The sequence below is a fragment of the Halomonas sp. LS-001 genome (assembly GCF_052983955.1).
Genome location: NZ_CM129816.1, coordinates 3,322,360 through 3,347,937 on the forward strand (window position 1 = coordinate 3,322,360; position 25,578 = coordinate 3,347,937).

The following is a 25,578-nucleotide window of genomic DNA, read 5'->3' on the forward strand; positions in this document are numbered from 1 at the left end:
GGCAGTGAAGAAATGACCAAACTGGTTATTTCTTCACTGCATGAAGATAAAGAATGGATAAAGAAGACATAAAGAAAAGAAAAACGGACCTGCCAGCCTTTATTTACTCCCGGCTATTCAGACTACTGCCAAGCATCATCAGGCGGGCGGACACCACGGGGAGCTTATGAAACTATGTCGAGATGCCGATACTTGCTCTATCGACCACTTTTTCAATCATGCTCCGCTCCAGACGCCTTCGCCTGTTCAATCTGCTGCTGTACCAGGTCCCGTTCACGCTCCAACTCGCGGCGCAGTTCTTCTTCCGTCGGCAAATAAGGGTGATATTTAGCGGCAAACATCTGTGCGCTGTCGGTCAGTACCGAGTACTTCACCACCGCTTCGCTCTTCTGGCTGCAAAGGATAAGGCCGATAGTGGGGTTGTCGTCTGGCTCTTTGTAATGCTGATCGTAGATGCGGATATAGCTATCCATCTGCCCTACATCCTGATGGGTAAGCTTGCCCAGCTTGAGGTCTACAAGAAGAAAGCACTTGAGCTTGAAGTTGTAAAAGACCAGGTCAATATAGAAGTCTTGGTCTTCGGTGGTGAGGCGCTGCTGGCGGGCAACAAAGGCAAACCCTTTGCCCAGCTCCAGCAGAAAGCTCTGCAGGTTATCGATCAGGCCTCGTTCAAGATCCGCTTCCAGATAGCGCTCGGCGGGTAGGTCAAGAAAATCCAGAACATAAGGGTCACGCAGGTAGTGCCGGGCGTCCTGCTGGGCTAACGGGCGGGTAAGCGTCTCGGCCTCCTGCTCTACCGCTTTACGATCCTGGCTGCTCAGCAGCCGCTCGTAATACAGCGCGCTGATCTGGCGTTCCAGTGCTCGACTGCTCCAATGCTGGCTTGCCGCTTCAGCCATATACCACTCTCTGGTCTGAAGGTTATCAACCCGCAGCAGAATACGATAATGCGTCCAGCTCAATTCGGGACGCAGTGCGTCTCGTTTTGGAAACGACTCATAGAACCGGCGCATATTACGTAAGTTAGTGACATCAAAGCCCTTGCCAAATTCGAGGGTCAGTTCGCCAGAGAGCCGTTTCAGCTGCTGTTTACCGTAAGCCGCACGGGATTCGCCATGCTGCTCGTCTTCCACAATCAAGCGGCCAATCTGCCAATAGGTCAGCACCATGGTGCTGTTAACCGTTTGCACCACCTGCTGCCGGGCAGTGGCAACCAACTCACGGATCTCAGACACCAGCCGGGGGCTGAGATCAACCTGCGCTTCCCTGTTTTTCTCAGGCGCCATCGCCAAACTCCTTTGAATACCAGCAACATGGGTAGTTGCCAGAACACTATACTAATCTATCATCATCGAGTCTGACGACCTGACGAGCCTTTGAAAAATCAAAGTATAAGTCTGCTTCACGCCACTGCGGCCCCTGGTGTCAGGATAGTTGTGCCCTGATTGATTTCAACGACGTTCACGCCGTGTAAGCGGTCAGACATGCATGTCTCCTGCGCAGGATTAAGCGGGTAAAGGTTTTTCTCGAAAGAACTTTTATGCTGATCGGCATACGCGCGAGCAGGGTAGCGGCTTGCGTTGTGCGGGGGACAGTAAAGCAATGCTAGCTTGTAGGCTTTTTGATTACTTCAGGAGATAGATGATGACTTACGAGGTAAGTGCTGCAACCAATTTAGGGAAAATGGTTTGTACATTTCTTGACGACTGGAGAATAAATCGAATACTCGCTAAAGCACAATCAGCAGGCATAAGCAGAAATGATTTGATGAAGACTCATCATCGCATAGCTTTTGTGATGCGCGTTCAGCGAGCAGCGGAGGTTTGTTCAAGCCAGGAGGTCATTGACTATCTGGCCGATGTAATGATTGGGGGCTTTAAATCTGAAGAGGTTGATTTAAACCCTGATTTTTCACAAATGGCGGTAACAGCCCTCTCAAGCACAACAAAAACTGAGCTAAATGTAATATTGATGATGAAGAAACATGACCTTTTTGAAGGGGATGGTAGGGCAGATCCTTTTCATGCAAGGGGAGCTTTCGTAACTGACTGTTGTGATGATCTAAATTTAAACCCTGAAATGCTATCAGCCATTCAAAATGGTCTTATTCGCACAGGTTTAGGGTCTGTTGACGTTTCATCACGAACCGCGTTGCTGCATCAAAATGTGCCAGACAAGGCTCGGAACGCAGGTAAGGGTGGTTCCCTTCTCAAGTTTCGCAACGCAGTATGGTGCATTTTGAAGCGCAACCCGAAGGGCTGGGTCAGTTTTTATCCGCTGCGGCGTTAGTCGTCGTTCATTTGGAGTTACAAACGTCTCTCCTCCTGCCTTGCCCCGAATAAAAACTGACACCAGCGCGGCCGTGAATGAAACGTCAACAGACCCTAGTAAGTGTTGAACAATCTGCTTGGGAAGGTCGTGCAGCGAGTTCCAATCAACTTACATCACTTGCAGAATTTTTATTTCACCTCGTGGAACGAAAGCATGGCTTTGTATAAGTAAGCCCGCCAAATAGGCGGGCTTGGTCGTTCTGGTTTAGACGGTGAGTTTATGCGGCGTCTGGCCAAAAACGGTTAAGCTGTTCGATGGTTTGCTGGGCTGCTTGCTCGGCGGCTTCAATAATATTCACCGCGCGACAAATAACAGGACACCAACAGCAACAGCTTGACCCCTGGTTGAATTACCCCCGTGCCGCGGCTGCCAGCAACCTTTTCAGCAGTTCCCAGAATTCCACCACAGAGTCCAGCTCAACACGTTCATCCGGTGAGTGGGCACCACGGATGGAGGGGCCGAAGGAGACCATATCCAAATGCGGGTATTTACTGCCGATAATGCCGCATTCAAGCCCGGCGTGAATGACTTTGACGTGCGGCTCATGGCCCAGAAGCGCTTGATGCTGGGCGTTGAACAGCGCCATCATCTGGCCGTTGGGGTTGGGCACCCAACCGGGGTAGCTGTTTTCCGCTTTGGCACGGGCGCCCATCAGTCCAAACAGGGCCTGAAAGCGGTCGACCATGGCGGCCACCGCACTGTCATGCAGTGAGCGCACCAAGGCGCAAAGATGAAAACGACCGTTTTCCAGCTGCACAACGCCGAGGTTATTGGAGGTTTCCACTACGCCCGGCACATCGGCACTCATTTTTTCCACTCCGCAGGGGGCGGCGTGCAGAGTTGCCGTTAACATGGCGCTGGCATCGTGAGTCAGCGCATCGCCTTCAATGGCCGTCGGTTTGGCGTCAAGCTTGATGCCAGCATCCGCACTGCCCAGTTCACGTTTGAAAACCTGTTCAAGCTCGGCGATCTGTTGAATGGCGTCGTCCAGCTCATCAGCGGGTAACACCAGGGTAGCGAACGCTTCACGGGGAATGGCATTGCGCAGGGTTCCGCCGTGGTAATGCTGCAAGCGCGCACCCCGGCCATCCAGACGGCGCAATACGCGCATCATCAGGCGGTTGGCATTGCCCAGCGGCTGGTGAATATCCATCCCAGAGTGGCCACCTTTCAGCCCGGTGATCGACACTACCAGCCCGCATTCGTGCTCCTGCATGGCGGCGCTGGGCAGCTGCGCATCCACGACGACATCACTGCCACCGGCACAGCCGATATACACATCACCGCGCTCTTCACTGTCCAGGTTGATCAGCCGCTGGCCTTGCAGCCAACCTGGGGCAAGGTTCAGCGCACCGCCCATGGAGGTTTCTTCTTCCAGAGTAAACAGCGCTTCCAATGGTCCGTGAACCAGCGCTGGGTCTTCCAACACCGCCAGTATGGCAGCGACGCCGAGGCCATTGTCGGCCCCCAGCGTTGTGCCATCGGCTTGCAGCCAGCCCTCGCTGACATAGGTGCTGATCGGGTCGCGGCTGAAATCATGTTCATGCCCGCTGTTGGCCTGCGCCACCATATCCAGGTGACCCTGCAGAATGACACCGGGGGCCTGCTCGCAGCCAGGCGAAGCGGGTTTGATAATCCGCAGATTGCCGAAGCTGTCGCGGTCATGGGCCAGGCCCAGCGAGTCTGCCCAGGCTTCCAGGATGGCGACAAGTGCTGCCTCTTCCCCGGAAGGACGCGGCGTGTTGCATAGGGTACGGAAATGACGCCATACCGGCGCGGGGTTTAACGTTTCAAGATGTTCGTTCATTACATACTCATTTATAAAAGCTTATTTATAAAGCTCATTCATAAAGCCAATGTATAAAATCGGGCGTGAGATTAATCGCCACACTTTACACGCCATCACTAAGTTCAGGGAAATTTAACAATTCCGTGACCGCCACACGCAGCGCCGCAACCGAGGCCTTATGGCTGCTGGCAAGCGTATGATTTTGCAGCGCAAAGCCTGCGACTGTCTCCAAGGCCGGGGCGACGCGCTGGCTGTCTGGTTGCTGAGCGGCGTGAATGACGAGGGCCTGTAACGCGCCGCGTGCCAGACGCGGGTCGCGGTTGGCGAAGGCGACATCCCGGGCATCCTGAAGATGATGATTTTCAAGCCGCATGGCGGGGCTTTCCATCAGCAGGGGTACGACAACATCAGTGGGCAGCTCTCTCAGTTCAAACGCCAGCAGGGGCAGGAGGCTTACGTGAAAGCGTTGGCGTAATGCGTTCAGCACCCGCTCACCTTCTGGCGTTAAGGCGGTCGCCACCATCATTGCGTATTCCCCTGTTGTTGTGTCCCGGGAAATACCCAGCCTGACCGGCGTAAACCCTGCTGCCTGCCAGAACGCCAGCAAACCGGCCTGGGCCCCAAAGGTGGCGCCGCATAGATCACAGCCATCCTGGCGGGCCTGCTCGATAGCCGCTCGCAGCAGAGTGCTACCAACGCCTTCGCGGCGCACATGGGGGTGAGTGGCGATACGGGTTACCCGGCGCCATCTGGCCATCAGAGCGTCACGGCAGCCAGCGTGTGCCGCCAGCGACTGAGCCATCAGGTGCCCCTGCGGACGACGCTCGCCTCTAGCCACCTGTTCCGCCAAGACTTTCGGAAAGCCGCCTTCATCACGCGCCACCACAACACCGCGAGGCGCCGTGCGTTCGCCTTGCACAATAATGTGAGTGGCAGGGCCATCAAGCAGCTGGCGAACATCGCTGGGTGTGGTGCGATAGTGGGATTGCACCAGAAGACCAAACAAGGCATTCAGGGCGGGTTCATCACGCCCCAAAGCTGCCCGATCTAGCGTCTCAAGCGTAGCACTGGTTGAACAGGATGGCAGCTCGGCCTTGAGCAGCAGCAAATCATTCAGCGTGGTCTCCAGCGGGTCGCCGGCTCCCCAGCGCACGGGCGTTTCAAGCGTCATCTCGCGCCACTGCGGGGCATGGCGTATCAACTGTTCACGAAAACGTAACGCAAAACCACGCCCTGACCCTTCGTAACCGTGCACCGTGGTGGCAAAAGCGATGCGCGGAAACGCCCTTAACCAGCGGCCAAGCAGCGCGGCGGGTATCGCGGCGGCTTCATCCACAAACAGATAGCTACCATCGCCGCCCTGCTCACCCGCGTTGACATCCGTAGTCAGCGCATCCGGCGCGATAAAGCGCACGCTCTGCCCGCTGGCAAGCTGCAACCAGTGGGCAGAGCGCCATTCGGCGTCCGGAAAAAAACGCGCCAGGCGCTCAAACAAGGGTTGCACGGCCATTGGTCGTGGTGCAGTCACACACAGGGTGGTCACGCCGCTGGCCAATAACCGCGCACAGGCAATACCCAGTGCTGCCGTTTTACCCCGCCCCCGATCGGCGGTAATCACTAAGGGGCGTCGTCGTTTCAGAGCGACCAGCGCGGCGACAACGTCCGCCTGGTCAGTGGTCTTGCAGTCACTGTCGTCGGGAACTTTCGTGCGGGATGGCATGCCTTTCAGACGCGGTAGCGTAACGTGCGCGTCGTCATCCCAGCGCACCACCTCGGCACTGTCAGTCAGCAGCCTTCGCAGCCTGGTCAGATAATGCGTACTCAGCGTTTGGGTCGCATAGGGATAATCAGCGATCCTGCGGTAATCGGCATCCGGCTCCGCTCCCCAGTCATCCGGTGTCAGCACGACAAAGAGCCCGCCTGACATCAGGGTGCCAGCAAGGGCGCCGATGGCATCCGGATCAAAGCCATCTTGGCTGGCATCGACAATGATCAGCTGATGCTCCAGCCCTAGCCGGGTCCGCGCCTGAGCCGCCTGAATGGCGGGCTGACACGGAGCCTCACAACCGACCCACAGTGGCGATGCCCAATTTCCGGATTGCCAGAGTGACAGCGCCCTGGCGTGCAGATTACCGCCCTTCAGCCACAACCACTGCCGCCAACGACGACGTTCAAGCCGTTGACGGTGAACCAGAAGTGCACGTAACACTGGCATTCCAGCTTCCTGACTGGGCATACAAAACCTCTCAACCACGGTGATCGACATACAACTTTGGTGGACGTCCGCTGACTTTTTCAACGCTGAAGGACGTTTTGTCAGACTTTTCTCATACACAAATCCACAGCACAACACCATGATTTATCAATAAAAAACTATGAACAGCATGTAACAGTGCTTCATCCAGGCGATTGCGTTTCACTTAAAGCCGTGACTCGTCCCTATACGCCATGTGATAGGTTGCGACTGTCAGTTGACCTTTAAGGCAGGTTAACAGATGGCAATTTGCCCCAGGTCAGCTGATCACGAAAAATTACTTTACGTTAACGTTAACTTGTAATCTCATAGCAGTTGTATTTCCCTGCTATAGGCAGCTTGTCGGTCGATGTGCAATGCCTTGAGCTATGTATCTGATGCACCGTTTCTAGTACATAGCACCTGGGGCACACTCGGCTATTTCTTAAAACAATATCCACAACGCCAACACGAATGGGAAGTTAACAATGTCCAAAATGATCAAATTTACCGTCTCTGGCCTGGCTGCAGGCATCGCCATGGCAGCGCTTTCTACAACGGCCCATGCGCAACAGCAGTGGACAATGACGACCACCTGGCCGGACAACCTTGATCTGATCAAAATTGACCAGCACTGGGTTGAAATGGTCAACAAACTCGCGGGAGATGATCTGCAGATCAACTTCCGCGCAGGCGGCACCTTGATGCCTGGCACCGAAGTCTTTGATGCCACCGAAACCGGCGCCATTCAGGCCGCTGGCGACTGGCCTGGCTACTGGGCAGGCCGCAGCCCGGCATTCTCGCCTCTGGCCACCACCACCAGCCTGTTCAACGGCGTTGATTACCTGAACTGGATTCAGCAATGGGGTGGCTTTGAGCTCTACCAGGAAGTGTACGGCAAATACAACATGGTCTACCTGCCTTACGGTATTACCAACAACGAATCTGGCTTCATGGGTAATACACCTATCGAAAGCATCGCGGATCTGGAAGGCAAGCGTCTGCGCCTCTCCGGCCGTGACCAGGGCCGTGTACTGGAAATTCTGGGCGGCTCACAGGTCACGCTGGCTGGCGGCGAAGTCTATCAGGCCATTGAGCGCGGCGTGATCGATGCGGGCGAATTCTCCACGCCAGGCGTTGATTACAATGCAGGTTTCTCGGAAGTGGCTGATTACTGGTCGACGCCGGGTTGGCACCAGTCAGCCAGCGTTTTTGGCGTCATGATCAACAAAGATGCCTGGGATGAGCTTTCCGAAGAGACTCAGGACATTCTGAAAATTGCCTCTGAAGCAACCATGGCCTGGTCTCTTTCCTGGTCTGAGCGTACCTCGACCGATGCCACGATAAAATTCCAGGAAGACGGTGTCGAAATCAGCACGCTATCGGCGGATGACCTGGCAGAAATCCAGAACGCCACCAACGAAGTGATTCTGCGCGGCGCCTGTGAAGACCCGATGCATGCCAAGGTCTATCATTCCATGATCAGCTACATGGAGAACTACGCTAACTGGCGCGATGTTACCGTACCGTTCAACATGAGCCGTCAGATCGACAACCTGCCCTCGCTTGAAGAAATCGAAGCCTGCCTGTAACCCTTAGGGCAACCGCCCCGGAGGACTCCGGGGCGGTCGTATTGCGACCCATGCCATAACCGTTGCTACCACCTTGGAGATCTCCCCAGATGCTTGCGATCGCAAAAGCCATTGATGCCCTCAATGAGCTCCTTGGGCGAATTATCGCGCCACTTGTCGCGGTCATTACCATCATTGTCCTGTACGACATCGCCATGCGGTTTTTCGTTGGACGCCCCAGTGACTGGGCCTTTGACGTGACCAAAATGCTCTTTGGTGCCCACTTCATGCTGATGGCCGCCTATGGCTTGCGCCATCACGCCCATGTAGAAGTCGACGTACTCAAGCGCCTTTTAACCCGTAAAAAACAGGCGCTACTCGAGATTATCGGTTACGCCATTTTCTTCGTGCCGTTCATCTGGCTGCTGCTGACTTACGGCTGGAGCTTTTTCGAACGCTCCATCAGCCGCGGCGAAACCACCTACGGCATGGTGTCGATTCCGGTTTACCCCGTGAAAGGGGTGATTGTCGTGGCGGCGGTGCTGATCCTGTTACAAGCCATTGCCATCGTGCTACGTGCCATTATCGAGTTACGTGAGGAGACAACGGCATGAGTGCAGAAATGCTGACGCTGATGATGTTCAGCGGCCTACTGGTAGGCTTGTTCATGGGGCACCCCTTAGCGTTTGTACTAGGCGGTGTTGCAGTTATCGGTGCTTTTTTGGGCCCGGGTGTGAACACGCTAGGCATCATCATCAATAATGTTTACGGCAACGCCATGGACAATTATGTGCTGGTTGCCATTCCCCTGTTTATTCTGATGGCGCGTTTTCTCAACGACTCTGGCGTGACAGAGAAGATGTTTGACGCCATGCGTCTACTGCTGGCCAATCTGCGCGGCGGTCTGGCACTGACGGTCGTTATTGTGTCTGTCCTGCTGGCCGCGACCACCGGCATTGTCGGTGCCTCAATTGCGGTGATGGGCATGATTGCTCTCGCTCCCATGCTGAAATACGGCTACAACAAAGAGCTCAGTACCGGCGTGATCATGGCAAGCGGCTGTTTGGGCATTCTGATTCCTCCCAGCATCATGCTAATCCTGATGGCCAGCTATTCACCGGTATCTGTCGGCGCACTCTTTGCGGGTGCACTGGTGCCTGGGCTAATGCTGGGTGCCATGTATGCGCTTTACGTGCTGATCCTCTGCTTTCTCAAACCGTCCTATGGCCCGAAAGTGCCTGCGGAAGAGCGTGCCGAAGTCAGCACAAAAGAGCTGCTGATTATGCTCGCCAAGTATGTGGTTCCGCCCATGTCATTGATTCTTGGCGTGTTGGGTGCCCTTTTCACCGGGATCGCCACGGCGACTGAAGCCTCCGCCATTGGCGTGTTTATTGCCTTCCTGCTGTTCATGATCTTCGGGGATCGCAAGTTATCCACTTGCTTTCATACGCTGATTTCCGCCAGTAAAACCACCACCATGGTCATGCTGGTATTGGTCGGTGCGACTGCCTTTACCGGTGTTTTCTCGATCGGCGGCGGGATGGATGTGATCAGGGAACTGGTGCTTTCCATGCCAGGTGGCACGGTCGGTGCTCTGATATTAATGCTGTTTCTGGTATTCATTCTGGGCATGTTCCTCGACTGGACGGGCATCGTTCTCCTTAGCTTCCCGATCATGCTGCCCATCGTTGAGACCATGGGTATTGATGTGCTTTGGTTCGTCGTCATGGTCGCCGTCGTGCTGCAGACGTCATTCTTGACGCCACCTTTTGGCTACGCGCTGTTTTACCTCAAGGGCGTTGCGCCTCCCGGCGTGGAAATCGTCGACCTGTATAAAGCGGTCATTCCCTTCGTGGCGATTATTCTCTTCGCCTGCCTGTTGATGGCCGTTTTCCCAGGCTTGATTACCGGACTCCCCGCTATTCTGCTTGGCTAATCAACGTCTTCTCCAGCAACCCCCTGTTAGCCACCGCCTGCGCTGTTTGACCGCAGGCGGTGGCTTTTCTGAGGAGGCGAAGTCATGCACAACGGACGCTCAGGTGGTACTATCTGGCTCCGTTACGACTTAAAAGCGTTACGATTCGCATCAGATAATTCATTGCACATCGTCCATCGAATCGCATCAGCGACCCACTTCATTACACGTTAACACCGGCTTCCAACAGGAGGGGTTCACTTGTCGCATTCTGCCAGTCGCGGGCTTGCCGGCCTGACCCGCCGCTTCACTAATCACATTAACGTCTGGTCAGTGACCCTTTTTCTTATCGCTCTGGTGGTTGCCCTGCCTGTCGTTGTCATCCTTGCGCATATCTTCATGCCAGCGGGTGACATCTGGCAGCACCTGGCCAGTACCGTACTCCCCCGCTACCTGACCAACACCTTCTGGCTGGTGTTGATTGTCGGCACTGGCACCTTAGTCATCGGCACCGGCACGGCCTGGCTGGTGGTAATGTGCCGTTTCCCTGGAAAACGACTCTTTGAATGGGCGTTATTGCTGCCACTGGCAGTGCCCACCTACGTCATCGCCTATGCCTATACGGATTTTCTGCAGTTTGCTGGCCCTCTGCAAAGCCTGCTGCGCGACACCTTTGGCTGGGAGCACGGTGACTATTTCTTTCCCAACATTCGCTCACTGGGCGGGGCGGCAACCCTGATCACCCTGGTGCTTTACCCTTACGTTTACCTGCTGGCGCGAGCGTCTTTTCTGGAGCAGTCCGTTTGCGTACTGGATGTGGGGCGTACCCTGGGGCGCGGCCCCTGGCACCTGTTTACCAGCGTAGCCGTCCCGCTGTCACGGCCGGCCCTGGTGGGCGGCGTGTCACTGGTATTAATGGAAACCCTCAACGAGTTTGGTGCCGTACAGTTTTTTGGCGTCGATACCTTCACCACGGGTATTTACCGCACCTGGTTCGGCCTTGGCGAGCCTATTGCGGCCGCACAGCTGGCCGCCTGCCTGCTGGCCTTCGTGATTGTTTTCGTGTTACTTGAGCGCTGGTCGCGGGGCAAACGTCGTTACTTCCACACCACTAACCGCTACCAACAGCTGCCGGAATATGTGCTCCATGGCTGGCGCTCGGCGGGTGCCGTCGCACTTTGCCTATTACCGGTACTGATCGGCTTTCTGTTACCCAGCGGCATTCTGCTTGAAATGGCCATCACTGAAGGTGATAGCCTGTTTGGCACACGTTTCTTCAGTTTCGCGTTTAACAGCCTGTCGCTGGCGACCATTGCCGCCTTGCTGGCCGTGGGCCTGGCCATGCTGCTGAGCTATGGCGTGCGCATTCACAACACCCCTTTCGCACGTTTCAGTTCGCGGATTGCTGCTATGGGGTACGCCATTCCCGGCTCGGTGGTGGCCGTCGGCATTCTGATACCCTTTGCCTGGCTGGATAACACCATCAACCTGTGGACCCGGGATACCTACGGCGTCATCGTCGGGCTTATTTTCAGCGGGTCAGCGTTTATTCTGGTCTACGCCTATGTGGTGCGCTTTCTGGCCGTCTCGTTCAATGCCGTTGAAGCCAGCCTGGGCAAGGTAACTCCCAGCATGGATGCGGCCTCACGCACCCTGGGCCAGACAGCCGGCGGTACCTTGCGGCATATCCACACTCCGCTGATGCGCAGTAGCCTGCTGGCGGCAGGTATTCTGGTCTTCGTGGATGTCATGAAGGAGCTCCCGGCCACGATTATCCTACGCCCGTTCAACTTCGATACTCTCGCCGTTCGGGCGCATAACCTTGCGGCTGATGAGCGCCTGGCAGAAGCCTCTACGGCCTCGCTGGCGATTGTCATCGTGGGCATCATTCCGGTCATTCTGCTGAGCATTGCCATGCGGCGCGCTCGCCCCGGTAGTGGCCATTAACGGCGAGCGCATCGGGAAGTGACTCAGACGAGTCAGTGGGGAAAGACAAACACCTGAGAGAGATCAAGGCTGATATCTACCGGCTGACCTTCCTCCGGCAGAAACAACCCGGAAACCCGCGCATGCAGGTGCGCCTCATTACCGCTACTGCCATGGGCGCACAAGTGAATCAGGCTGGTGCGCCCCAGCAGTTTGGCCATGATGACATGGCTATGGTCATGCGCCTTAGCAGGTAAATCCCGCGTCGCAATGCGCAATGCTTCAGGGCGAATCATCACCTTGGCCAAGCTGCCATCCGGTATGTCGCCGGCTTCCACATCGCCCACAGGCGTTGCTACCTTGCCGTCTTTGACCACGCCTTCGAGTTCGTTAACCTCACCGAAGAAAGTCACCACAAAGGGATCGCTCGGCGCACAGTAAAGCTCTCGCGGCGTGCCTGTCTGAATGATTTCGCCATCGCGCATCAAGGCAATACGGTCGGCCATGAACATGGCTTCTTCAGGGTCGTGGGTCACCAGCAAGGTGGCCGTGCCCACTTTTTTCAAAACGTGGAGGGTATCGTCACGGATCTGGTCACGCAGACGTGCATCCAGGCTGGAAAACGGCTCATCCAGCAGCATCAGTTGCGGGCTGGGGGCCATTGCACGGGCCAACGCCACGCGCTGTTGTTGACCGCCTGATAACATATGCGGATAAACGTCGGCGTAGCTGGCCATTCCCAGCTGTTCCAGCAGCTCCACAGCGCGGGAACGGCGACGGGCAGAAGGTAGACTTTTCAGGCCAAACATCACATTTTCCGCCACACTCAGATGAGGGAAAAGCGCGGAGTCCTGAAAAGCCAGCCCAACACTGCGTTTTTCAGGCGGCAAGTGACGCATGCCAGGCCGCGCAATGACCTGACCATCAAGCTCGACACTACCTTCCTGTAACGTTTCCAGCCCTGCTGCAATGCGCAGTAAGGTCGTTTTCCCACAGCCCGAAGGTCCTAAAAGACATACGACCTCGCCGGGTTTGATTTCAAGATCCACACCTTTGACAACGTTGTTGCCATCAAAAGAGTGGCGCACGTTGTGCAGCGCCAGTGCATGTGTCGGCGCAGCGACGTCTGCTGCTTTCACTGTTGCCGTCATGATTCTCCGCCATCGAGTTGAATCGCTAATAGAACGTAGTAAAACTGAAAGTTATTCTCATTCTATTTTTTATCGGGGCAGAATGCACCTGCTCTATCGCAGCATACTAATCGCAGCATACTACGGCTTATCGCGGGGGAGTAAGGCAGCACGTGGATCGCCGAACAGAAAACAGTAGATGATTTTCCTTCTCATTAACTTGACGAAGGAGGCAGAAGAGGCTTAAATTATCAGCACTGCTAATGCAACTTATTATCATTAATTATCAACCAAGCTTGAAAATATATCTTTAATCGCTACACCGTTCATCGAAATGAGGAAACTGACAGATGAAAATTGTTCGCACAAAAAATGTACGTGTCGCCGCCCCTTTGGCTGCCGTCGTATTAGGCAGTGCTTTTGCTGGCCAGGCACTGGCAGATGAAGTGAATGTTTATTCGGCGCGTCACTACGATTCTGACGAAGCCCTTTATCAAGCCTTCACTGATGAAACCGGGATTGAAGTTAATGTCATTGAAGGGGATTCTGACCAGCTGATTGAGCGTATTCAGCGAGAAGGGATCGCAAGCCCAGCGGACATCATGATGACCGTTGATGCTGGCCGCCTATGGCGCGCCGAGCAGGAAGGTATTTTCCAGAGCGTTGACTCCGAAGTATTGAACGAGCGTCTGCCGGAAAGCATGCGTCACCCGGAAGGCAAATGGTTTGGTTTCAGCCAACGTACCCGCGTGATCTACTACAACCGTGAAAACTTCGACCCCAGCCAGATCAGCTCCTACGAAGACCTTGCTGACCCGCAGTTCGAAGGCCAGGTATGTATTCGCTCATCCAACAACATCTACAACCAGTCACTGCTGGCCTCTTTGATTGAGCATCACGGCGAAGAAGGCGCTCAGGAATGGGCAGAAGGCGTTGTGAATAACATGGCGCGTGACCCGGAAGGCGGTGACACCGACCAGATCCGTGGTGTCGCCAGTGGCGAATGTGATCTGGCCGTTGGCAACCACTACTACTATGTGCGTTTGCTGCATTCCGATGATGACGCTGACCGTGAAGCAGCGCGCAAAGTCGGTATCATCTTCCCCAATCAGGAAGGACGCGGCACCCACGTCAATGTCGGCGGTGCTGGCCTGGTCGCCAACTCGCAGAACCCGGAAAACGGCATTCGTCTGCTTGAATTCCTGGCATCCGATGAAGCTCAGGAAATGTTTGCCCAAGGCAACTATGAGTTCCCCGCTGTGGCTGGCGTCAAGAAGACCCCGGTACTGGAATCCTGGGGCAACTTCAAGAAAGACGACCTCAACATCAGCGTACTGGGTGAGAACAACCCGGAAGCCGTGAAGATCTTTGATCGCGTCGGCTGGCGTTAATTAATACCTGAGTTTCGGTAAGCTCTCTCAGGTAGTCAAAACCGCCCGCAGCCACAGGCTGCGGGCGGTTTTTTTGTTAGGGTCTGTTCCCCTCTTCCAGTCTGATTGTTCAGCGGGCTATACCACTTCCCTAGGCCGTAAGCATTTGATGAAGCTCGTCCTTCAATACGAGGCGTTCCTTTTTCTTCTCCTCAATCGCGGAATCCGAGACTGGCAAACCCTCCTTTTCCAGACGCTCAATCTCTTTGGTAACCAAGTCGTAACGTTCGAACTGCCTTTGGAAGTGATTGTCATGCGTCTTTAACTCATGGATACGTTCCTTCAGCTCGGGAAATTCATGGGCCAGATCGTGATGTTCGACATCCATACGTATACTCCAGTGAGTGAACTGAATTAGATGTAAACAGGGTAATTGCAACATTCTGTTATATCAAGTAAGACGACCTCAACATCAGCGTACTGGGTGAGAACAACCCGGAAGCCGTGAAGATCTTTGATCGCGTCGGCTGGCGTTAATTAACACCTGAGCGTCAGATAAACGCTTTCAGGTAGTCAAACCGCCCGCAGCCATCGGCTGCGGGCGGTTTTGTTTGCGCAGTCACGTTCTGAATCTGGCATTATGGTTGTTTCGACCAAAACAACAAAAAATTTCAGGAGAAACTAATGGATACCTGGTATCTGGCCTCAATTATTGTGCTGTTTGCCGCATCACTTCAGGCCGCTACCGGGTTCGGTTTCTCCGTGATAGCCACGCCCTTCCTGCTACTGGTGTTTGACGCACACACCGCGATACAGATCAATATCATATTATCGCTGCTGATTTCGTTAATCATGGTGCCCAGAATCGGGCATACCATCAATAAACCCCTGTTGGCCCGGATGCTCAAGGGCTGCCTGGTGGGAGCGCCTCTGGGGCTTTTGGTGTTTCTGTATCTGGACCCTTACTACCTGACCCTGATCATCAGCCTGCTGATTCTATTTCTAACCGCCTTACTGCTCTTCAAGATCAGAACCCAGCAAAGCGTGATAAAGGATCATGCCGCTGGCGGTATATCGGGGATATTAACCACCAGCCTGGGAATGCCGGGCCCACCCTTGTTGCTTTATTTTTCGGGCACCCAGATGGATAAGGCGGCACTGCGCAGCACAACCCTGGCATTTGGCCTATTTGTGTACGCTGCCAGCCTGCTGTTACAGGTCGCAAGCGGCAGCACCCGCCTTGATATCTGGCTAACCGCCGTGTCGCTGGCCCCGGTTGCCATTATCGGCATCGTTATCGGCCAGTACCTGTTCCGGTATATCAGCCAGGCCATTTTCACCCTGATCACCTACCTGATTCTGGGCATTACCGGCACCCATCTGCTGCTCTCCACGCTGTAACCCTCGCGCTGTACGGCCCAGGGCACGCGCTCAGGCCAGAACACCGGATCAGTGTGCTTCGTCCCAGTTGGCACCACTTTCCGCTTCAATGGTCAGCGGCACGCTAAGGCTGGCGGCGGCCTGCATACGCTGCTGAATCTGGGGGATAAAGGCTTCAACCTGACGATCCGCCACTTCAAATACCAGCTCATCGTGTACCTGCATGACCATCAGGGCATCGAACTCCCCTTCTGCCAGCCAGGCATCCACGTCAATCATCGCCCGCTTGATGATATCGGCTGCCGTGCCCTGCATCGGCGCGTTGATCGCGGTGCGTTCAGCGCCCTGGCGACGGTTATGATTCTGCGAGTGGATCTCGGGAAGATACAGGCGCCGACCGAAAACGGTTTCAACAAAACCATCGTCCGCTGCCTGGGCGCGAATACGTTCCATGTAGCGGGCCACGCCCGGATAACGGTCGAAGTAGCGATCGATATAGGTCTGCGCCTGGCCACGTTCGATATGCAGCTGGCGCGAGAGCCCCCAGGCACTCATGCCGTAGATCAGCCCGAAATTGATCGCCTTGGCACTGCGCCGCTGATCGCTTGTCACTTTCTCCAGCGGCGTGCCAAAGACTTCTGCGGCAGTGGCGGTGTGGATATCCTTGCCGTCGGCAAAGGCGGTCAGCAGCCCTTTATCTTCGGATAGATGGGCCATGATACGCAGCTCGATCTGCGAGTAGTCGGCGGCCACAATGCGGTAGCCTGGGCGGGCGATAAACGCCTGACGAATCTTGCGGCCTTCTTCGCTACGGATAGGAATATTCTGCAGGTTGGGGTCGGATGACGACAGCCGCCCCGTGGCCGTCACGGCCTGGTGGTAACTGGTATGCACGCGGCCCGTTCGCGGGTTGATCAGACGGGGCAGCTTATCGGTATAGGTTGATTTCAGCTTGGCAAGACCGCGGTGCTGCATGATGACCTTGGGCAGCGGGTAATCCAGCGCCAGCTCTTCCAGCACGGCTTCTGCCGTGGAGGGTGCGCCTTTGGGCGTTTTCTTGAGCACGGGGATTTTCTGTTCCTCGAACAGGATTTCGCCCAGCTGCTTGGGCGAGCCCAGGTTGAACTCACGCCCGGCCAGTTCAAAGGCCTGCTTTTCCAATGCGTGAATACGCTGCTCAAGTTGCTGGCTGTGGGCATGCAGGCGCTCGGCATCCAGCGCCACGCCATTGCGCTCGATGCGTGACAGCACCGGCACCAGGGGCAGTTCCAGCTCGTCCAGCACCTCGGCTAGCTGGCCTTCGGCTTCGACCATAGGACGTAATGCCGCCTGCAGGCGCAAGGTAATGTCGACATCTTCACAGGCATAGGGCACCGCCTGTTCCAGCGCTATCTGATTGAAGGTGAGCTGTTTGGCCCCTTTGCCAGCAATGTCCTCGAACGACGTGGTGGCTTCGCCCAGGTATTTCAGCGCCAGCGAATCCATGTCGTGGCGCGTGGCCGTGGCATTAAGAACATAGGACGCCAGCATGGTATCCGCCAAGGGGCTTGCCAGCGTAATCCCGACATTGGCCAGCACCGACATATCGTACTTGAGGTTCTGGCCGATTTTGACCTTATCCGGGGCTTCCAGCAGCGGCTTCAGCGCCGTCAGTACGCTGTTGCGGTCAAGTTGTGCCGGGGCATCTAGATAGTCGTGGGCCAGCGGAATATACATCGCTTCACCCGCTTCCAGCGCCAGCCCGACACCGACAATTTCAGCCTCCATATAATTCAGGCTGGTGGTTTCCAGATCGACGCAGAAGGACGACGCCTTGTTCAGCCGGGCCAGCAGTGCTTCAAAGTCAGCCTGCTCGGTAATCACCTGATCACGGCGCTCTGCTGCAGGCGTTGGCAATTCTTGATTGTCAGGTGATGAATCCGCCTGATCGGCAGCTGCCACCACTGCACTGTCCTGGCCGTTCAGCAGTTCGTTCAGCCACTGCTTGAATTCCATTTCGCGGTAGAGCTCCGCCAGCTGCTGCTGATCGGGCTGGGCGATATCCAGGTCGTCCAGGCCGACGGGCAACTCACAGTCGGTCTTGATGGTAGCCAACTGGTAGGAAAGAAAAGCCTGTTCGCGATGTTCCTCAAGCTTTTTGGGCAGGGTTTTCGCACCACGGAAGGTCAGCGTTTTTACCCGTTCAAGGTCGGCGTAAATCGTCTCCAGCCCACCACCCATGCCCTGCAACAGGCCAATTGCGGTTTTCTCGCCAACCCCCGGCACACCTGGGATGTTATCAACCTTATCGCCCATCAAGGCGAGGTAATCGATAATCAGCGCTGGCGGCAGGCCAAACTTGGCTTCCACACCGGGTTCATCCAGGGTTTCGTCTTTCATGGTGTTGACCAGGGTGATGTGCGCATTGACCAGCTGCGCCATATCCTTGTCACCCGTGGAGATCACCGCATCGCGCCCGGCTTCGGTCGCGTGATAGGCCAGCGTGCCGATCACGTCATCCGCCTCGACGCCTTCAACGCACAGAAGCGGTAAGCCCAAGGCTTTGACACAGGCATGCAGCGGCCGGATCTGGCTGCGTAGATCATCGGGCATCGGCGGGCGATGAGCCTTGTAGTCGCTGTAGAGCTCATCACGGAAGGTTTTTCCCGGTGCATCAAAAACCACCGCCATGGGGCTGTCCGGGTAGTCCTTGATCAGGCGCTTGAGCATATTCAGCACGCCTTTGACAGCCCCCGTTGGCTGCCCCTGAGAGGTTGTCAGTGGCGGTAACGCGTGAAAGGCGCGATATAAATAGGAAGAGCCATCCACAAGCACAATCGGAGCGCGAGCCATAACCAGAAATCCACCTGCTGAAAATAAAGGCGACCATGATAACGCGCTCAGCAGGAAGTGCCGAACGGAAACACACCTTTCACGGTCCCACGGCGAATAATCACATGTTTGAATGCTGCCAACTCACGCATCAAACCGCTACAATGTTGGCCTTGGCAACCTGGGCGAGGCTCTCATGGCTGTATTTACTCCGCTAAGCGACGCACAGGTCGCAGCGTTTCTGGAAAAGTTCGACGTTGGCCACCTGCAAATCCTGGAAGGGGTCGCGGGCGGCACCGAAAATTCGACATTTTTTGTCACCACGGATCACCGCCAACTAGTGCTTACCCTGTTCGAGCAGGGCGAGCATGAAGAGTTGCCTTTCTTTGTGGATCTGCTGGACTACCTGGACGAGCACCGCCTGCCGGTCCCCGGCCCGGTGCATGACCGTAAAGGTGTGGCGCTGCATAGCCTGGCGGGCAAACCGGCCCTGCTGTTTCCGCGCCTGCCCGGCCGTCATCCAGAGGCGCCCAACCTGACCCAGTGTCAGGTCTTGGGCGATACGCTTGGACGACTGCACGCCGTTTCTCAGCATTTTCATGGGCACCGCCATAATCCGCGCGATCTGCACTGGCTACAGGCGATGCATCACAAGGTGCTGGCCTATATCAGCCCTGCTGACCAGACGCTGATAAAAGACGAAATCGACGATTACGAAACCGTTTTCAGTCAGCACGCCGAGTTACCTCAGGGTGCGCTGCATGGCGATCTGTTTCGCGACAACACCCTGTTTGACGGTGACCGGCTTGGCGGCATTATCGATTTCTACAACGGCTGTACCGGCGATCTGCTGTTTGATCTGGCGATTGTGATTAACGACTGGGCCTCTGATGAAAATGGCCAGCTTAATCAGGAACGTTACGAGGCGATCCTCAGCGCTTATCAGGCACGCCGCCCCATCAGCGTGGAAGAACGCGCGGTCTGGCCGGTGATGCTGCGAATGACCGCCCTGCGTTACTGGTTATCGCGGCTGCTGGTGGTTTACGTTGACCCACCCGCTCATGACCTGACGCCACATGACCCGGAGCGTTTTGGTATTATTCTGAAAACGCGCATTGCTCACGATGCGCTAGCGTTTCCTGAGGCAAATTCATGAGCCATATGGCGTCCGCCAGCACCCCGGCCCAGCGCGCACGGCGCACCTGGAATATCGATCAGTGGGGCAGCGGCTACTTTGATGTCGACGACCAGGGGCAAGCTCTGGTGCGACCGCTCGGCCATGAAACTCCTGGCCCGGCTCTGCCGCTCAAAGGGCTGGTTCACCAACTGCTAGATGCCGGGCTACGCCTGCCAGTGCTCGTGCGCTTCAGCGATATTCTTCACGATCGTGTGGAACAGCTGTGCGGCGCCTTCGACCGCGCCATGAGCGATGTTGATTATCAGGCTGGCTACACGGCGGTCTATCCGATCAAGGTGAATCAGCAGCGTCGCGTGGTTGAAGAGATTCTGGCCACTGCCGAACGCGGTAACGGCCGCGTGGGTCTGGAGGCCGGCAGCAAGCCAGAGTTACTCGCGGTGCTGGCCCTTTCCGACCGCACGTCTTCGTTGATTGTGTGTAACGGCTATAAAGACCGTGAGTATATTCGCCTGGCACTACTCGGCGAAAAACTCGGTCACCGGGTGTACCTTGTCATTGAAAAGCTTTCCGAGCTGACGCAGGTGCTTGAAGAAGCTCACGCTATAGGCGTCAAACCACGCATTGGCCTACGCGCCCGGCTCGCGTCAGTGGGTAAAGGCAAATGGCAGAACACCGGCGGTGAGAAATCCAAGTTTGGCCTGACGGCGAGCCAGATTCTCCAGGTCATCGACACATTGCGCGAACAGGACGCCCTGGCCAGCCTGCAGCTGGTCCATTTCCACCTCGGCTCACAGATTGCCAATATCCGCGATATTCAGCGCGGTTTGCGTGAATGCGCGCGCTTTTATCAGAGCCTGATTGAGCTTGGCGCCCCGATTGATAGCGTGGATGTCGGCGGCGGGCTGGGCGTTGATTACGAAGGCACGCGTTCGCGCAGCTTCTGTTCGGCCAATTACTCCATGGCCGAATATGCCCGCAACGTGGTCAACGCCTTTGCTCAACTGTGTCAGGAAACCGACTTGCCGCAGCCTCACCTGATCAGTGAATCTGGTCGGGCGCTGACCGCTCATCACGCGGTACTGATCACCAATGTGATTGATGAAGAACGCATCGACACCACGCCACCGTCTCGCCCGGAACACCAGGACCCGCAGCTGGAAGCGCTGTGGCGGGTCCTCGACCAGCTGGAAACCTTTCAGGAACCCCGCGTGCTGGTTGAGGCATGGCATGACCTGCTGCAGGCCATCAGTGAGCTACAGGAACGCTTTGTCCTTGGGCTATGTAACATGTCTGCTCGGGCCGAGGGTGAGCGCGTTTATACTGCCGCCTGCGGTCGCCTGCGTACCCAACTGGACAGCCGCAACCGGGCGCATCGTGATATTCAGGACGAACTGGCGGAAAAGCTCGCCGATAAGCTGTTTGTGAATTTCTCACTGTTTCAGTCGGTGCCGGACGTGTGGGGGATCGAGCAGATTTTTCCCGTGCTGCCATTGACGGGGCTCGACCAGACGCCTGATCGACGCGCCGTGATTCAGGATATTACCTGCGATTCCGACGGACGCATTGACAGCTACGTGGATGGTCAGGGCGTGGAAAGTACGTTACCGCTACCCGAGTGGACCAGTGATGACGAACGCTGGCTTGGCTTTTTTCTAGTGGGTGCCTATCAGGAAATTCTTGGCGACCTGCATAACCTGTTCGGTGATACCGATTCCGTGGATGCCGCGCTGGATAAAGAAGGCCACTGGGTGCTTTCCAATCCGCTGGCAGGCGATCGCGTGGCGGATGTGCTTTCCTACGTCAACTTTGACGCTGATGAGCTTCAGGCCCGCTTGATGGCACAGCTGGCAGCCAGCCAGCTATCAGACCACGAGCAGGCCCATTTTGCTACCAGCCTGCGCGATGGTCTGAGTGGCTACACCTACCTGGAGTAAGCGTTCAAACAAACCGCTTATTCGATGACGCTGGCCGTCACTTCCAGCCCGCCGGTCAGGGTCATACGCAGCTGAGCGCCACGCGGCAGTTCACCGACCCCGGCTGGCGTGCCGGTCAGAATCACATCGCCTGGTTCCAGCGTAAAATGGCGACTCATTTCCGCGACCAGGGTAGGAATCGGGAACAGCATATCGGCCCCTTCCCCGTACTGGCACTCTTCGCCGTTAATTTCCAGGCGAAACGCCAATGCGTTCCAGTTAGGCACCCGGCTTAGCGGCAAGAATCCGGAAAGTGGGCAAGCCCCGTCGAAACCCTTGGAAACCTCCCACGGATGACCCTGCTCCTTGAGCTGGGTCTGAACATCACGCAGCGTCAGATCCAGCGCCATTCCAATCCCCACAATCGCACGTTCGGCTTCATCCTGCGTCGCATCGGTCAGAGTCTCCCCTATCAGCAGCGCCAGTTCCGCTTCATAGTGAACCTCACCGCGTGAGAAAGGCGGCTCCAGCGGCGCATCAAAGCTTATCGCACTGGTCGATGGCTTGATGAACAGTATGGGAGCAGACGGTACGGGGTTGTTCAGTTCCTTGGCATGATCCGCGTAATTGCGACCCACGCAGACAATTTTGCCCAGCATATGAGTAAATGGCTGGCCATCCGAAAACTGAGGAACAAAAGGCATGGCGGATTTTCTCCTTCTCGTAATGCCTGCCGCCGATTAACGACAAAAATCGGTGTTGTTAGCGATCTGAAATGATTACCCGACGTGATGGCGAACCAGCCATTCAGACGGTGTTTCGCCAGCCCCCGGGCGATCCCCCGTCAACTGGTACCATTCGGACTCAGTCAGATAAATCTGGCACCAACGCCCCAGCGCCATGGCGGTGGCCTCGGAACCCTGGCGGTTACTGCGATAGTTGTTGGCCATATCAAGAAGATCCTGGCGCGCCGTGCGGGCACGCGGGTGACTGCCATGAATATTGGCCAGCGGGCAGCGCCGGTCATACGCTGCGTTGATGAGCGCATTGAGCCAGTAATCAAGCTCCCGCGCCTGTATGCCGCCGTAAACAGCCACCTCTATCTCTCCCTTGAATGCACGGCCGTGCCATTGCACATGAGCCAACGATAAAATATCAACACGCTATCGTAACGTATTTAACGATGAAACGCCTGTTCTTGCGACTGTCTTCGCCTCCCCCGTAAGTTCCAACCCAAGGCGGCGTCAAGGAACAGCACAGGAAGTTGACCGATGGCGGTCATCAAGCCAGCAACAAGGCTTACTTTTCAGGAACCACTGGCCAGGTTCTGGCCCAGGCTCGCTTTTGCTGGGCGGTACACTTTTTCAGCGCATATTCCGCACGGCTTGCCTCAGCACGACTCTCAAACGGCTGCGCGCCCAATAATGCCAGCGGTGGGTTGGCACGGGTGTAGCGGGCGCCTTTTCCAGCGCAATGCGCTTTATAACGCTTTGCCAGGTTATTGGTGATGCCAACATAGGTACCGCGTTGGCATTCCAACAGGTAAAGGCACCATTGGCTGCTGGTGTCCACTGGCGAGGTTTCGGCTTCGCCCTGGTGGGTATCAAGTGGCATAACGGAGAGTCATTCGCCGCAACACTGTTTGATTTTGCGACCACTGCCACACAGACAACGGTCGTTTCGACCTGGCTTCAGGCGTTCCACTGTGGGCACGCCATCGACATACCACCAGCGCCCGTCTTCCCGCACAAAGCGTGACTGCTCCTCCAGCACCTGCCAGCGGTTCTGCTCGCGAAAATACGCCATAAAATGCACGATGCCCGTCTCATCCGTTGCCGGTGGTGCTGCCACAATGGTCAGCGCTTTCCATTGAGTCAAAGGGTCAGGTGCCAGCGTCGCCGGTCGAGTACTGGCATGCCACGTTGCCAGCAGATACTCCGCTAGCTGGAGCGCAAAGGCGCTGTAACGAGAACGCATCAGCGCTTCTGGCGTCGCGGGGGTCGCTCTGCCAAGATGATAGGGGTGGCAGCAGGAGACGAACATAGCGCCACTGCCACAGGGGCAAGTCACTGGTGTGGAAGGTGTCATGGGTTATTTACTTATGTCATTTTCATGCTTGATATATGTTTTGTTTCGGTATTAGTAAATAGTTAGGTATAGTAGCTTGGCAAGAATAGCAGACACACGAGGTAAGCATCACGATCGATCATCTTTCCAACATGCAATGGAGGTTCTCCTATGAAGGTCTTTAAACCGGAATGGCAGTGCACGTTTAGCGTAAACGAAGGCGCGGAAGAATCGGCAAACTGGAAAGAGAGAGTGGCGTGGCGACTGCGGGGCATGGCCGACCGGCTGGATCGCGGCGGCCGTACGTTGAAAGTAGCCTACAACGTAACACCGGCAGTTAGCCAGGATGAAGTGGATACTTGTCTGGGTAAAGGGTTTGAAGTGACTCAGCAGCTGTTGATTCAGCTGGCCCACCAGCAAGCGTGTGAAGATGTTATGCGCCATGCCAAGGCTGAACTTTACGAAGAGCAACCTTCTACATAAAGGGTTTTTTGATCACTTTTTTGACCAACCTTTTTCGTTGAAAGTCGGCGTATTAGAAGTGGTATGATTCGATGCCCCACCCGCTCATGCGTGTGGGGTTTTTTGTGTCGCTAACCGCCGTACGAGACTTCAAGCGCGCGGCCCATCCGGCGCATGAAGGCCACACAGGCTTCCAGCTCACTCCTGTCAATATACTCATCCGGCTGATGCGCCTGGGCAATGCTACCCGGGCCAAGAATAATGGTCTGCAATCCGGCCTGCTGGAACTGCCCAGCTTCCGTGGCGTAAGCAACCGCATGCTGGCAGCAGGTATCCGGTAGATGCTCGCTGGCTAAACGCAACACGTGCTCATTATCGTGATCAGCAAGGCCCGGCACGGTGACGTTAAGCGGCTCGGTGGCAATCTCAAGGTATTTGCCTTTATCACGCAACTCTGCCGTTAACGTCTGGCAATAGGCTTCAAAACGCGCATAGATTTCGTCAAAGGTGTCGGTTGGCAAATGGCGGATTTCCCACTCGAACTGACATTCACGCGCCATGATGTTGATCGCCGTACCGCCCTTGATCTTGCCGACGTGCAAGCTGGTATGCGGCACATTAAAGGCGTTATCGACGCGGCCCTCCTCGACCAGTGTCGCCATGGTATCTTCAATAAAGGTCACCAGCCTGGCGGCAACGTGAATCGCTGAGGTACCCTGATTAACCTGGCTGCTATGGGCTTCCTTACCAATCACCGTCGTACGCAGGTTCGTCGCCCCCTTCTGAGCGACCACGGGCTGCATACTGGTTGGTTCGCCGACAATGACATGGGCGGTGGTGGAATAATGGGTATGAAAGCGCCGAATCAGATCCGGTGCGCCAACGCAGCCAATTTCTTCATCATACGAGAAACCGAAATAGATCGGCTGCTTTAACACCGCCCGCGACCACTCGGGCACCATGGCCAGCGCACAGGCGATAAAGCCTTTCATGTCGCAGGTACCACGTCCGTAAAGCCGACCGTCGTCACCATCGCGCAAGGTGAACGGTTCGCTTGACCACGGCTGGCCCGTCACTGGCACGACATCGGTGTGGCCTGACAGCATGACGCCGCCGGGCGCGTCTGGCCCAATCCGCGCAATCAGATTGGCTTTCTTGCCACAAGGGCTCATCACCCGCTCGCTTTCCACCCCAAACTCTTCCAGATACGCTTCGACAAACTCGATCAGCGCCAGATTGGATTCACTCGACGTGGTATCGAACGCGACCAGACGCGCCAGAAGTGTTATGGCCTCTTGCATCATTCACCTATCAGGTTGCTGGCATCATGCCTCTTGCCAAGGCTACACGGCTCAGGGGCTGTTGACCAAATACCGTCTTCAAATACCATCTTTACATACCATCGTCATATACCGTCTGCTACATGTCGTCTGCTACACATTGTATTGTCACAGGCACTTCATCTGGCATTCACAGAAATGTCATCTATATTAATTACTGTTATTACGAAGTTAAATTAAAAAAACAGCACGCTATTCTCAA

General features: G+C 55.7%; 21 protein-coding genes. 10 read left to right on the top strand and 11 right to left on the bottom strand.

Translation table 11 applies throughout. The features are described 5' to 3' along the window. Nucleotides 1-212 precede the first annotated feature (212 nt). Nucleotides 213-1,286, bottom strand: a complete 1,074-nt coding sequence (locus ACU6TU_RS14710; protein WP_447142135.1) for a PDDEXK nuclease domain-containing protein — start codon at nucleotides 1,284-1,286, stop codon at nucleotides 213-215. A 355-nt stretch (nucleotides 1,287-1,641) separates the two neighbouring features. On the opposite strand from ACU6TU_RS14710, the gene ACU6TU_RS14715 reads away from it, so the two are divergent. Further along, nucleotides 1,642-2,289 carry a hypothetical protein gene (locus ACU6TU_RS14715; protein ID WP_447142136.1) on the top strand — a complete coding sequence of 216 codons (648 nt, stop codon included), beginning with the start codon at nucleotides 1,642-1,644 and terminating at the stop codon, nucleotides 2,287-2,289. 391 nt (nucleotides 2,290-2,680) lie between these two features. Here the strand turns inward: ACU6TU_RS14715 and pepD are convergent, their stop codons facing one another. Both pepD and ACU6TU_RS14725 read right to left on the bottom strand, forming a co-directional pair. After that, nucleotides 2,681-4,138, bottom strand: a complete 1,458-nt coding sequence (gene pepD, locus ACU6TU_RS14720) for a beta-Ala-His dipeptidase (RefSeq protein ID WP_447142137.1) — start codon at nucleotides 4,136-4,138, stop codon at nucleotides 2,681-2,683. Between the two features lie 85 nt (nucleotides 4,139-4,223). Then, a complete protein-coding gene (locus tag ACU6TU_RS14725) occupies nucleotides 4,224-6,335 on the bottom strand; it encodes a tRNA(Met) cytidine acetyltransferase TmcA (RefSeq protein WP_447142138.1) in 2,112 nt (703 codons plus the stop codon). 506 nt (nucleotides 6,336-6,841) lie between these two features. Here ACU6TU_RS14725 and dctP point away from each other — a divergent pair. The 4 genes from dctP (at nucleotide 6,842) to ACU6TU_RS14745 (ending at nucleotide 11,786) form a co-directional block, all read left to right on the top strand. Further along, a complete protein-coding gene (dctP, locus tag ACU6TU_RS14730) occupies nucleotides 6,842-7,945 on the top strand; it encodes a TRAP transporter substrate-binding protein DctP (protein ID WP_447142139.1) in 1,104 nt (367 codons plus the stop codon). An 89-nt stretch (nucleotides 7,946-8,034) separates the two neighbouring features. Then, complete coding sequence (locus tag ACU6TU_RS14735) at nucleotides 8,035-8,538, top strand: TRAP transporter small permease subunit (RefSeq protein ID WP_447142140.1); 504 nt, start codon at nucleotides 8,035-8,037, stop codon at nucleotides 8,536-8,538. Beyond that, the gene (locus ACU6TU_RS14740; protein ID WP_447142141.1) at nucleotides 8,535-9,860 is read left to right on the top strand and encodes a TRAP transporter large permease; all 1,326 of its coding nucleotides are present in this window, start codon (nucleotides 8,535-8,537) and stop codon (nucleotides 9,858-9,860) included. Before ACU6TU_RS14735 ends, ACU6TU_RS14740 begins: the two co-directional genes overlap by 4 nt. Nucleotides 9,861-10,100: 240 nt before the next feature. Next, nucleotides 10,101-11,786, top strand: a complete 1,686-nt coding sequence (locus ACU6TU_RS14745) for an ABC transporter permease (protein WP_447142142.1) — start codon at nucleotides 10,101-10,103, stop codon at nucleotides 11,784-11,786. Between the two features lie 32 nt (nucleotides 11,787-11,818). On the opposite strand, the gene ACU6TU_RS14750 is transcribed toward ACU6TU_RS14745, so the two are convergent. Next, entirely contained in the window at nucleotides 11,819-12,916 is a 1,098-nt protein-coding gene (locus ACU6TU_RS14750; RefSeq protein ID WP_447142143.1) for an ABC transporter ATP-binding protein, read from the bottom strand. A 329-nt stretch (nucleotides 12,917-13,245) separates the two neighbouring features. Between ACU6TU_RS14750 and ACU6TU_RS14755 the strand changes: the two genes are divergently transcribed. Then, nucleotides 13,246-14,286 carry a Fe(3+) ABC transporter substrate-binding protein gene (locus ACU6TU_RS14755; protein ID WP_447142144.1) on the top strand — a complete coding sequence of 347 codons (1,041 nt, stop codon included), beginning with the start codon at nucleotides 13,246-13,248 and terminating at the stop codon, nucleotides 14,284-14,286. 130 nt (nucleotides 14,287-14,416) lie between these two features. Here the strand turns inward: ACU6TU_RS14755 and ACU6TU_RS14760 are convergent, their stop codons facing one another. Further along, nucleotides 14,417-14,653: a YdcH family protein gene (locus ACU6TU_RS14760; protein ID WP_447142145.1), complete on the bottom strand. Its 237-nt coding sequence runs from the start codon at nucleotides 14,651-14,653 to the stop codon at nucleotides 14,417-14,419. A 296-nt stretch (nucleotides 14,654-14,949) separates the two neighbouring features. Here ACU6TU_RS14760 and ACU6TU_RS14765 point away from each other — a divergent pair, with 296 nt between their 5' ends. Next, nucleotides 14,950-15,666 (top strand): sulfite exporter TauE/SafE family protein, encoded by a 717-nt coding sequence (locus ACU6TU_RS14765; RefSeq protein WP_447142146.1) that lies wholly within the window; start codon nucleotides 14,950-14,952, stop codon nucleotides 15,664-15,666. Nucleotides 15,667-15,714: 48 nt separating this feature from the next. Here ACU6TU_RS14765 and polA read toward each other — a convergent pair whose 3' ends face one another. Continuing rightward, entirely contained in the window at nucleotides 15,715-18,477 is a 2,763-nt protein-coding gene (gene polA / locus ACU6TU_RS14770; protein WP_447142147.1) for a DNA polymerase I, read from the bottom strand. 175 nt (nucleotides 18,478-18,652) lie between these two features. Here polA and ACU6TU_RS14775 point away from each other — a divergent pair, with 175 nt between their 5' ends. Further along, nucleotides 18,653-19,612 (top strand): homoserine kinase, encoded by a 960-nt coding sequence (locus ACU6TU_RS14775; protein ID WP_447142148.1) that lies wholly within the window; start codon nucleotides 18,653-18,655, stop codon nucleotides 19,610-19,612. After that, nucleotides 19,609-21,528: a biosynthetic arginine decarboxylase gene (gene speA, locus ACU6TU_RS14780; RefSeq protein ID WP_447142149.1), complete on the top strand. Its 1,920-nt coding sequence runs from the start codon at nucleotides 19,609-19,611 to the stop codon at nucleotides 21,526-21,528. Before ACU6TU_RS14775 ends, speA begins: the two co-directional genes overlap by 4 nt. 17 nt (nucleotides 21,529-21,545) lie before the next feature. Here speA and ACU6TU_RS14785 read toward each other — a convergent pair whose 3' ends face one another. From ACU6TU_RS14785 to ACU6TU_RS14800, 4 genes are all read right to left on the bottom strand, one after another. Next, nucleotides 21,546-22,211, bottom strand: coding sequence for a fumarylacetoacetate hydrolase family protein (locus tag ACU6TU_RS14785; protein ID WP_447142150.1), 666 nt, complete (start codon nucleotides 22,209-22,211; stop codon nucleotides 21,546-21,548). A 75-nt stretch (nucleotides 22,212-22,286) separates the two neighbouring features. Continuing rightward, nucleotides 22,287-22,604: a hypothetical protein gene (locus ACU6TU_RS14790; protein WP_447142151.1), complete on the bottom strand. Its 318-nt coding sequence runs from the start codon at nucleotides 22,602-22,604 to the stop codon at nucleotides 22,287-22,289. Between the two features lie 202 nt (nucleotides 22,605-22,806). Further along, nucleotides 22,807-23,121, bottom strand: coding sequence for a GIY-YIG nuclease family protein (locus ACU6TU_RS14795; RefSeq protein WP_447142152.1), 315 nt, complete (start codon nucleotides 23,119-23,121; stop codon nucleotides 22,807-22,809). Between the two features lie 9 nt (nucleotides 23,122-23,130). Further along, on the bottom strand, nucleotides 23,131-23,595 hold the full coding sequence (locus ACU6TU_RS14800; protein WP_447142153.1) for a YchJ family protein: 465 nt from the start codon (nucleotides 23,593-23,595) through the stop codon (nucleotides 23,131-23,133). Nucleotides 23,596-23,745: 150 nt separating this feature from the next. On the opposite strand from ACU6TU_RS14800, the gene ACU6TU_RS14805 reads away from it, so the two are divergent. Continuing rightward, nucleotides 23,746-24,057, top strand: a complete 312-nt coding sequence (locus ACU6TU_RS14805; protein WP_447142154.1) for a hypothetical protein — start codon at nucleotides 23,746-23,748, stop codon at nucleotides 24,055-24,057. Between the two features lie 110 nt (nucleotides 24,058-24,167). Here ACU6TU_RS14805 and argE read toward each other — a convergent pair whose 3' ends face one another. Then, nucleotides 24,168-25,337 carry an acetylornithine deacetylase gene (gene argE, locus ACU6TU_RS14810; protein WP_447144269.1) on the bottom strand — a complete coding sequence of 390 codons (1,170 nt, stop codon included), beginning with the start codon at nucleotides 25,335-25,337 and terminating at the stop codon, nucleotides 24,168-24,170. Nucleotides 25,338-25,578: the final 241 nt, after the last annotated feature.

Coding starts and splice junctions, on each gene's coding strand:
- ACU6TU_RS14710 (WP_447142135.1), bottom strand. CDS start 1,286: ATGGCGCCTGAGAAAAACAGGGAAGCGCAGGTTGATCTCAGCCCCCGG.
- ACU6TU_RS14715 (WP_447142136.1), top strand. CDS start 1,642: ATGATGACTTACGAGGTAAGTGCTGCAACCAATTTAGGGAAAATGGTT.
- pepD (WP_447142137.1), bottom strand. CDS start 4,138: ATGAACGAACATCTTGAAACGTTAAACCCCGCGCCGGTATGGCGTCAT.
- ACU6TU_RS14725 (WP_447142138.1), bottom strand. CDS start 6,335: ATGCCAGTGTTACGTGCACTTCTGGTTCACCGTCAACGGCTTGAACGT.
- dctP (WP_447142139.1), top strand. CDS start 6,842: ATGTCCAAAATGATCAAATTTACCGTCTCTGGCCTGGCTGCAGGCATC.
- ACU6TU_RS14735 (WP_447142140.1), top strand. CDS start 8,035: ATGCTTGCGATCGCAAAAGCCATTGATGCCCTCAATGAGCTCCTTGGG.
- ACU6TU_RS14740 (WP_447142141.1), top strand. CDS start 8,535: ATGAGTGCAGAAATGCTGACGCTGATGATGTTCAGCGGCCTACTGGTA.
- ACU6TU_RS14750 (WP_447142143.1), bottom strand. CDS start 12,916: ATGACGGCAACAGTGAAAGCAGCAGACGTCGCTGCGCCGACACATGCA.
- ACU6TU_RS14755 (WP_447142144.1), top strand. CDS start 13,246: ATGAAAATTGTTCGCACAAAAAATGTACGTGTCGCCGCCCCTTTGGCT.
- ACU6TU_RS14760 (WP_447142145.1), bottom strand. CDS start 14,653: ATGGATGTCGAACATCACGATCTGGCCCATGAATTTCCCGAGCTGAAG.
- ACU6TU_RS14765 (WP_447142146.1), top strand. CDS start 14,950: ATGGATACCTGGTATCTGGCCTCAATTATTGTGCTGTTTGCCGCATCA.
- polA (WP_447142147.1), bottom strand. CDS start 18,477: ATGGCTCGCGCTCCGATTGTGCTTGTGGATGGCTCTTCCTATTTATAT.
- ACU6TU_RS14775 (WP_447142148.1), top strand. CDS start 18,653: ATGGCTGTATTTACTCCGCTAAGCGACGCACAGGTCGCAGCGTTTCTG.
- speA (WP_447142149.1), top strand. CDS start 19,609: ATGAGCCATATGGCGTCCGCCAGCACCCCGGCCCAGCGCGCACGGCGC.
- ACU6TU_RS14785 (WP_447142150.1), bottom strand. CDS start 22,211: ATGCCTTTTGTTCCTCAGTTTTCGGATGGCCAGCCATTTACTCATATG.
- ACU6TU_RS14795 (WP_447142152.1), bottom strand. CDS start 23,121: ATGCCACTTGATACCCACCAGGGCGAAGCCGAAACCTCGCCAGTGGAC.
- ACU6TU_RS14800 (WP_447142153.1), bottom strand. CDS start 23,595: ATGACACCTTCCACACCAGTGACTTGCCCCTGTGGCAGTGGCGCTATG.
- ACU6TU_RS14805 (WP_447142154.1), top strand. CDS start 23,746: ATGAAGGTCTTTAAACCGGAATGGCAGTGCACGTTTAGCGTAAACGAA.
- argE (WP_447144269.1), bottom strand. CDS start 25,337: ATGCAAGAGGCCATAACACTTCTGGCGCGTCTGGTCGCGTTCGATACC.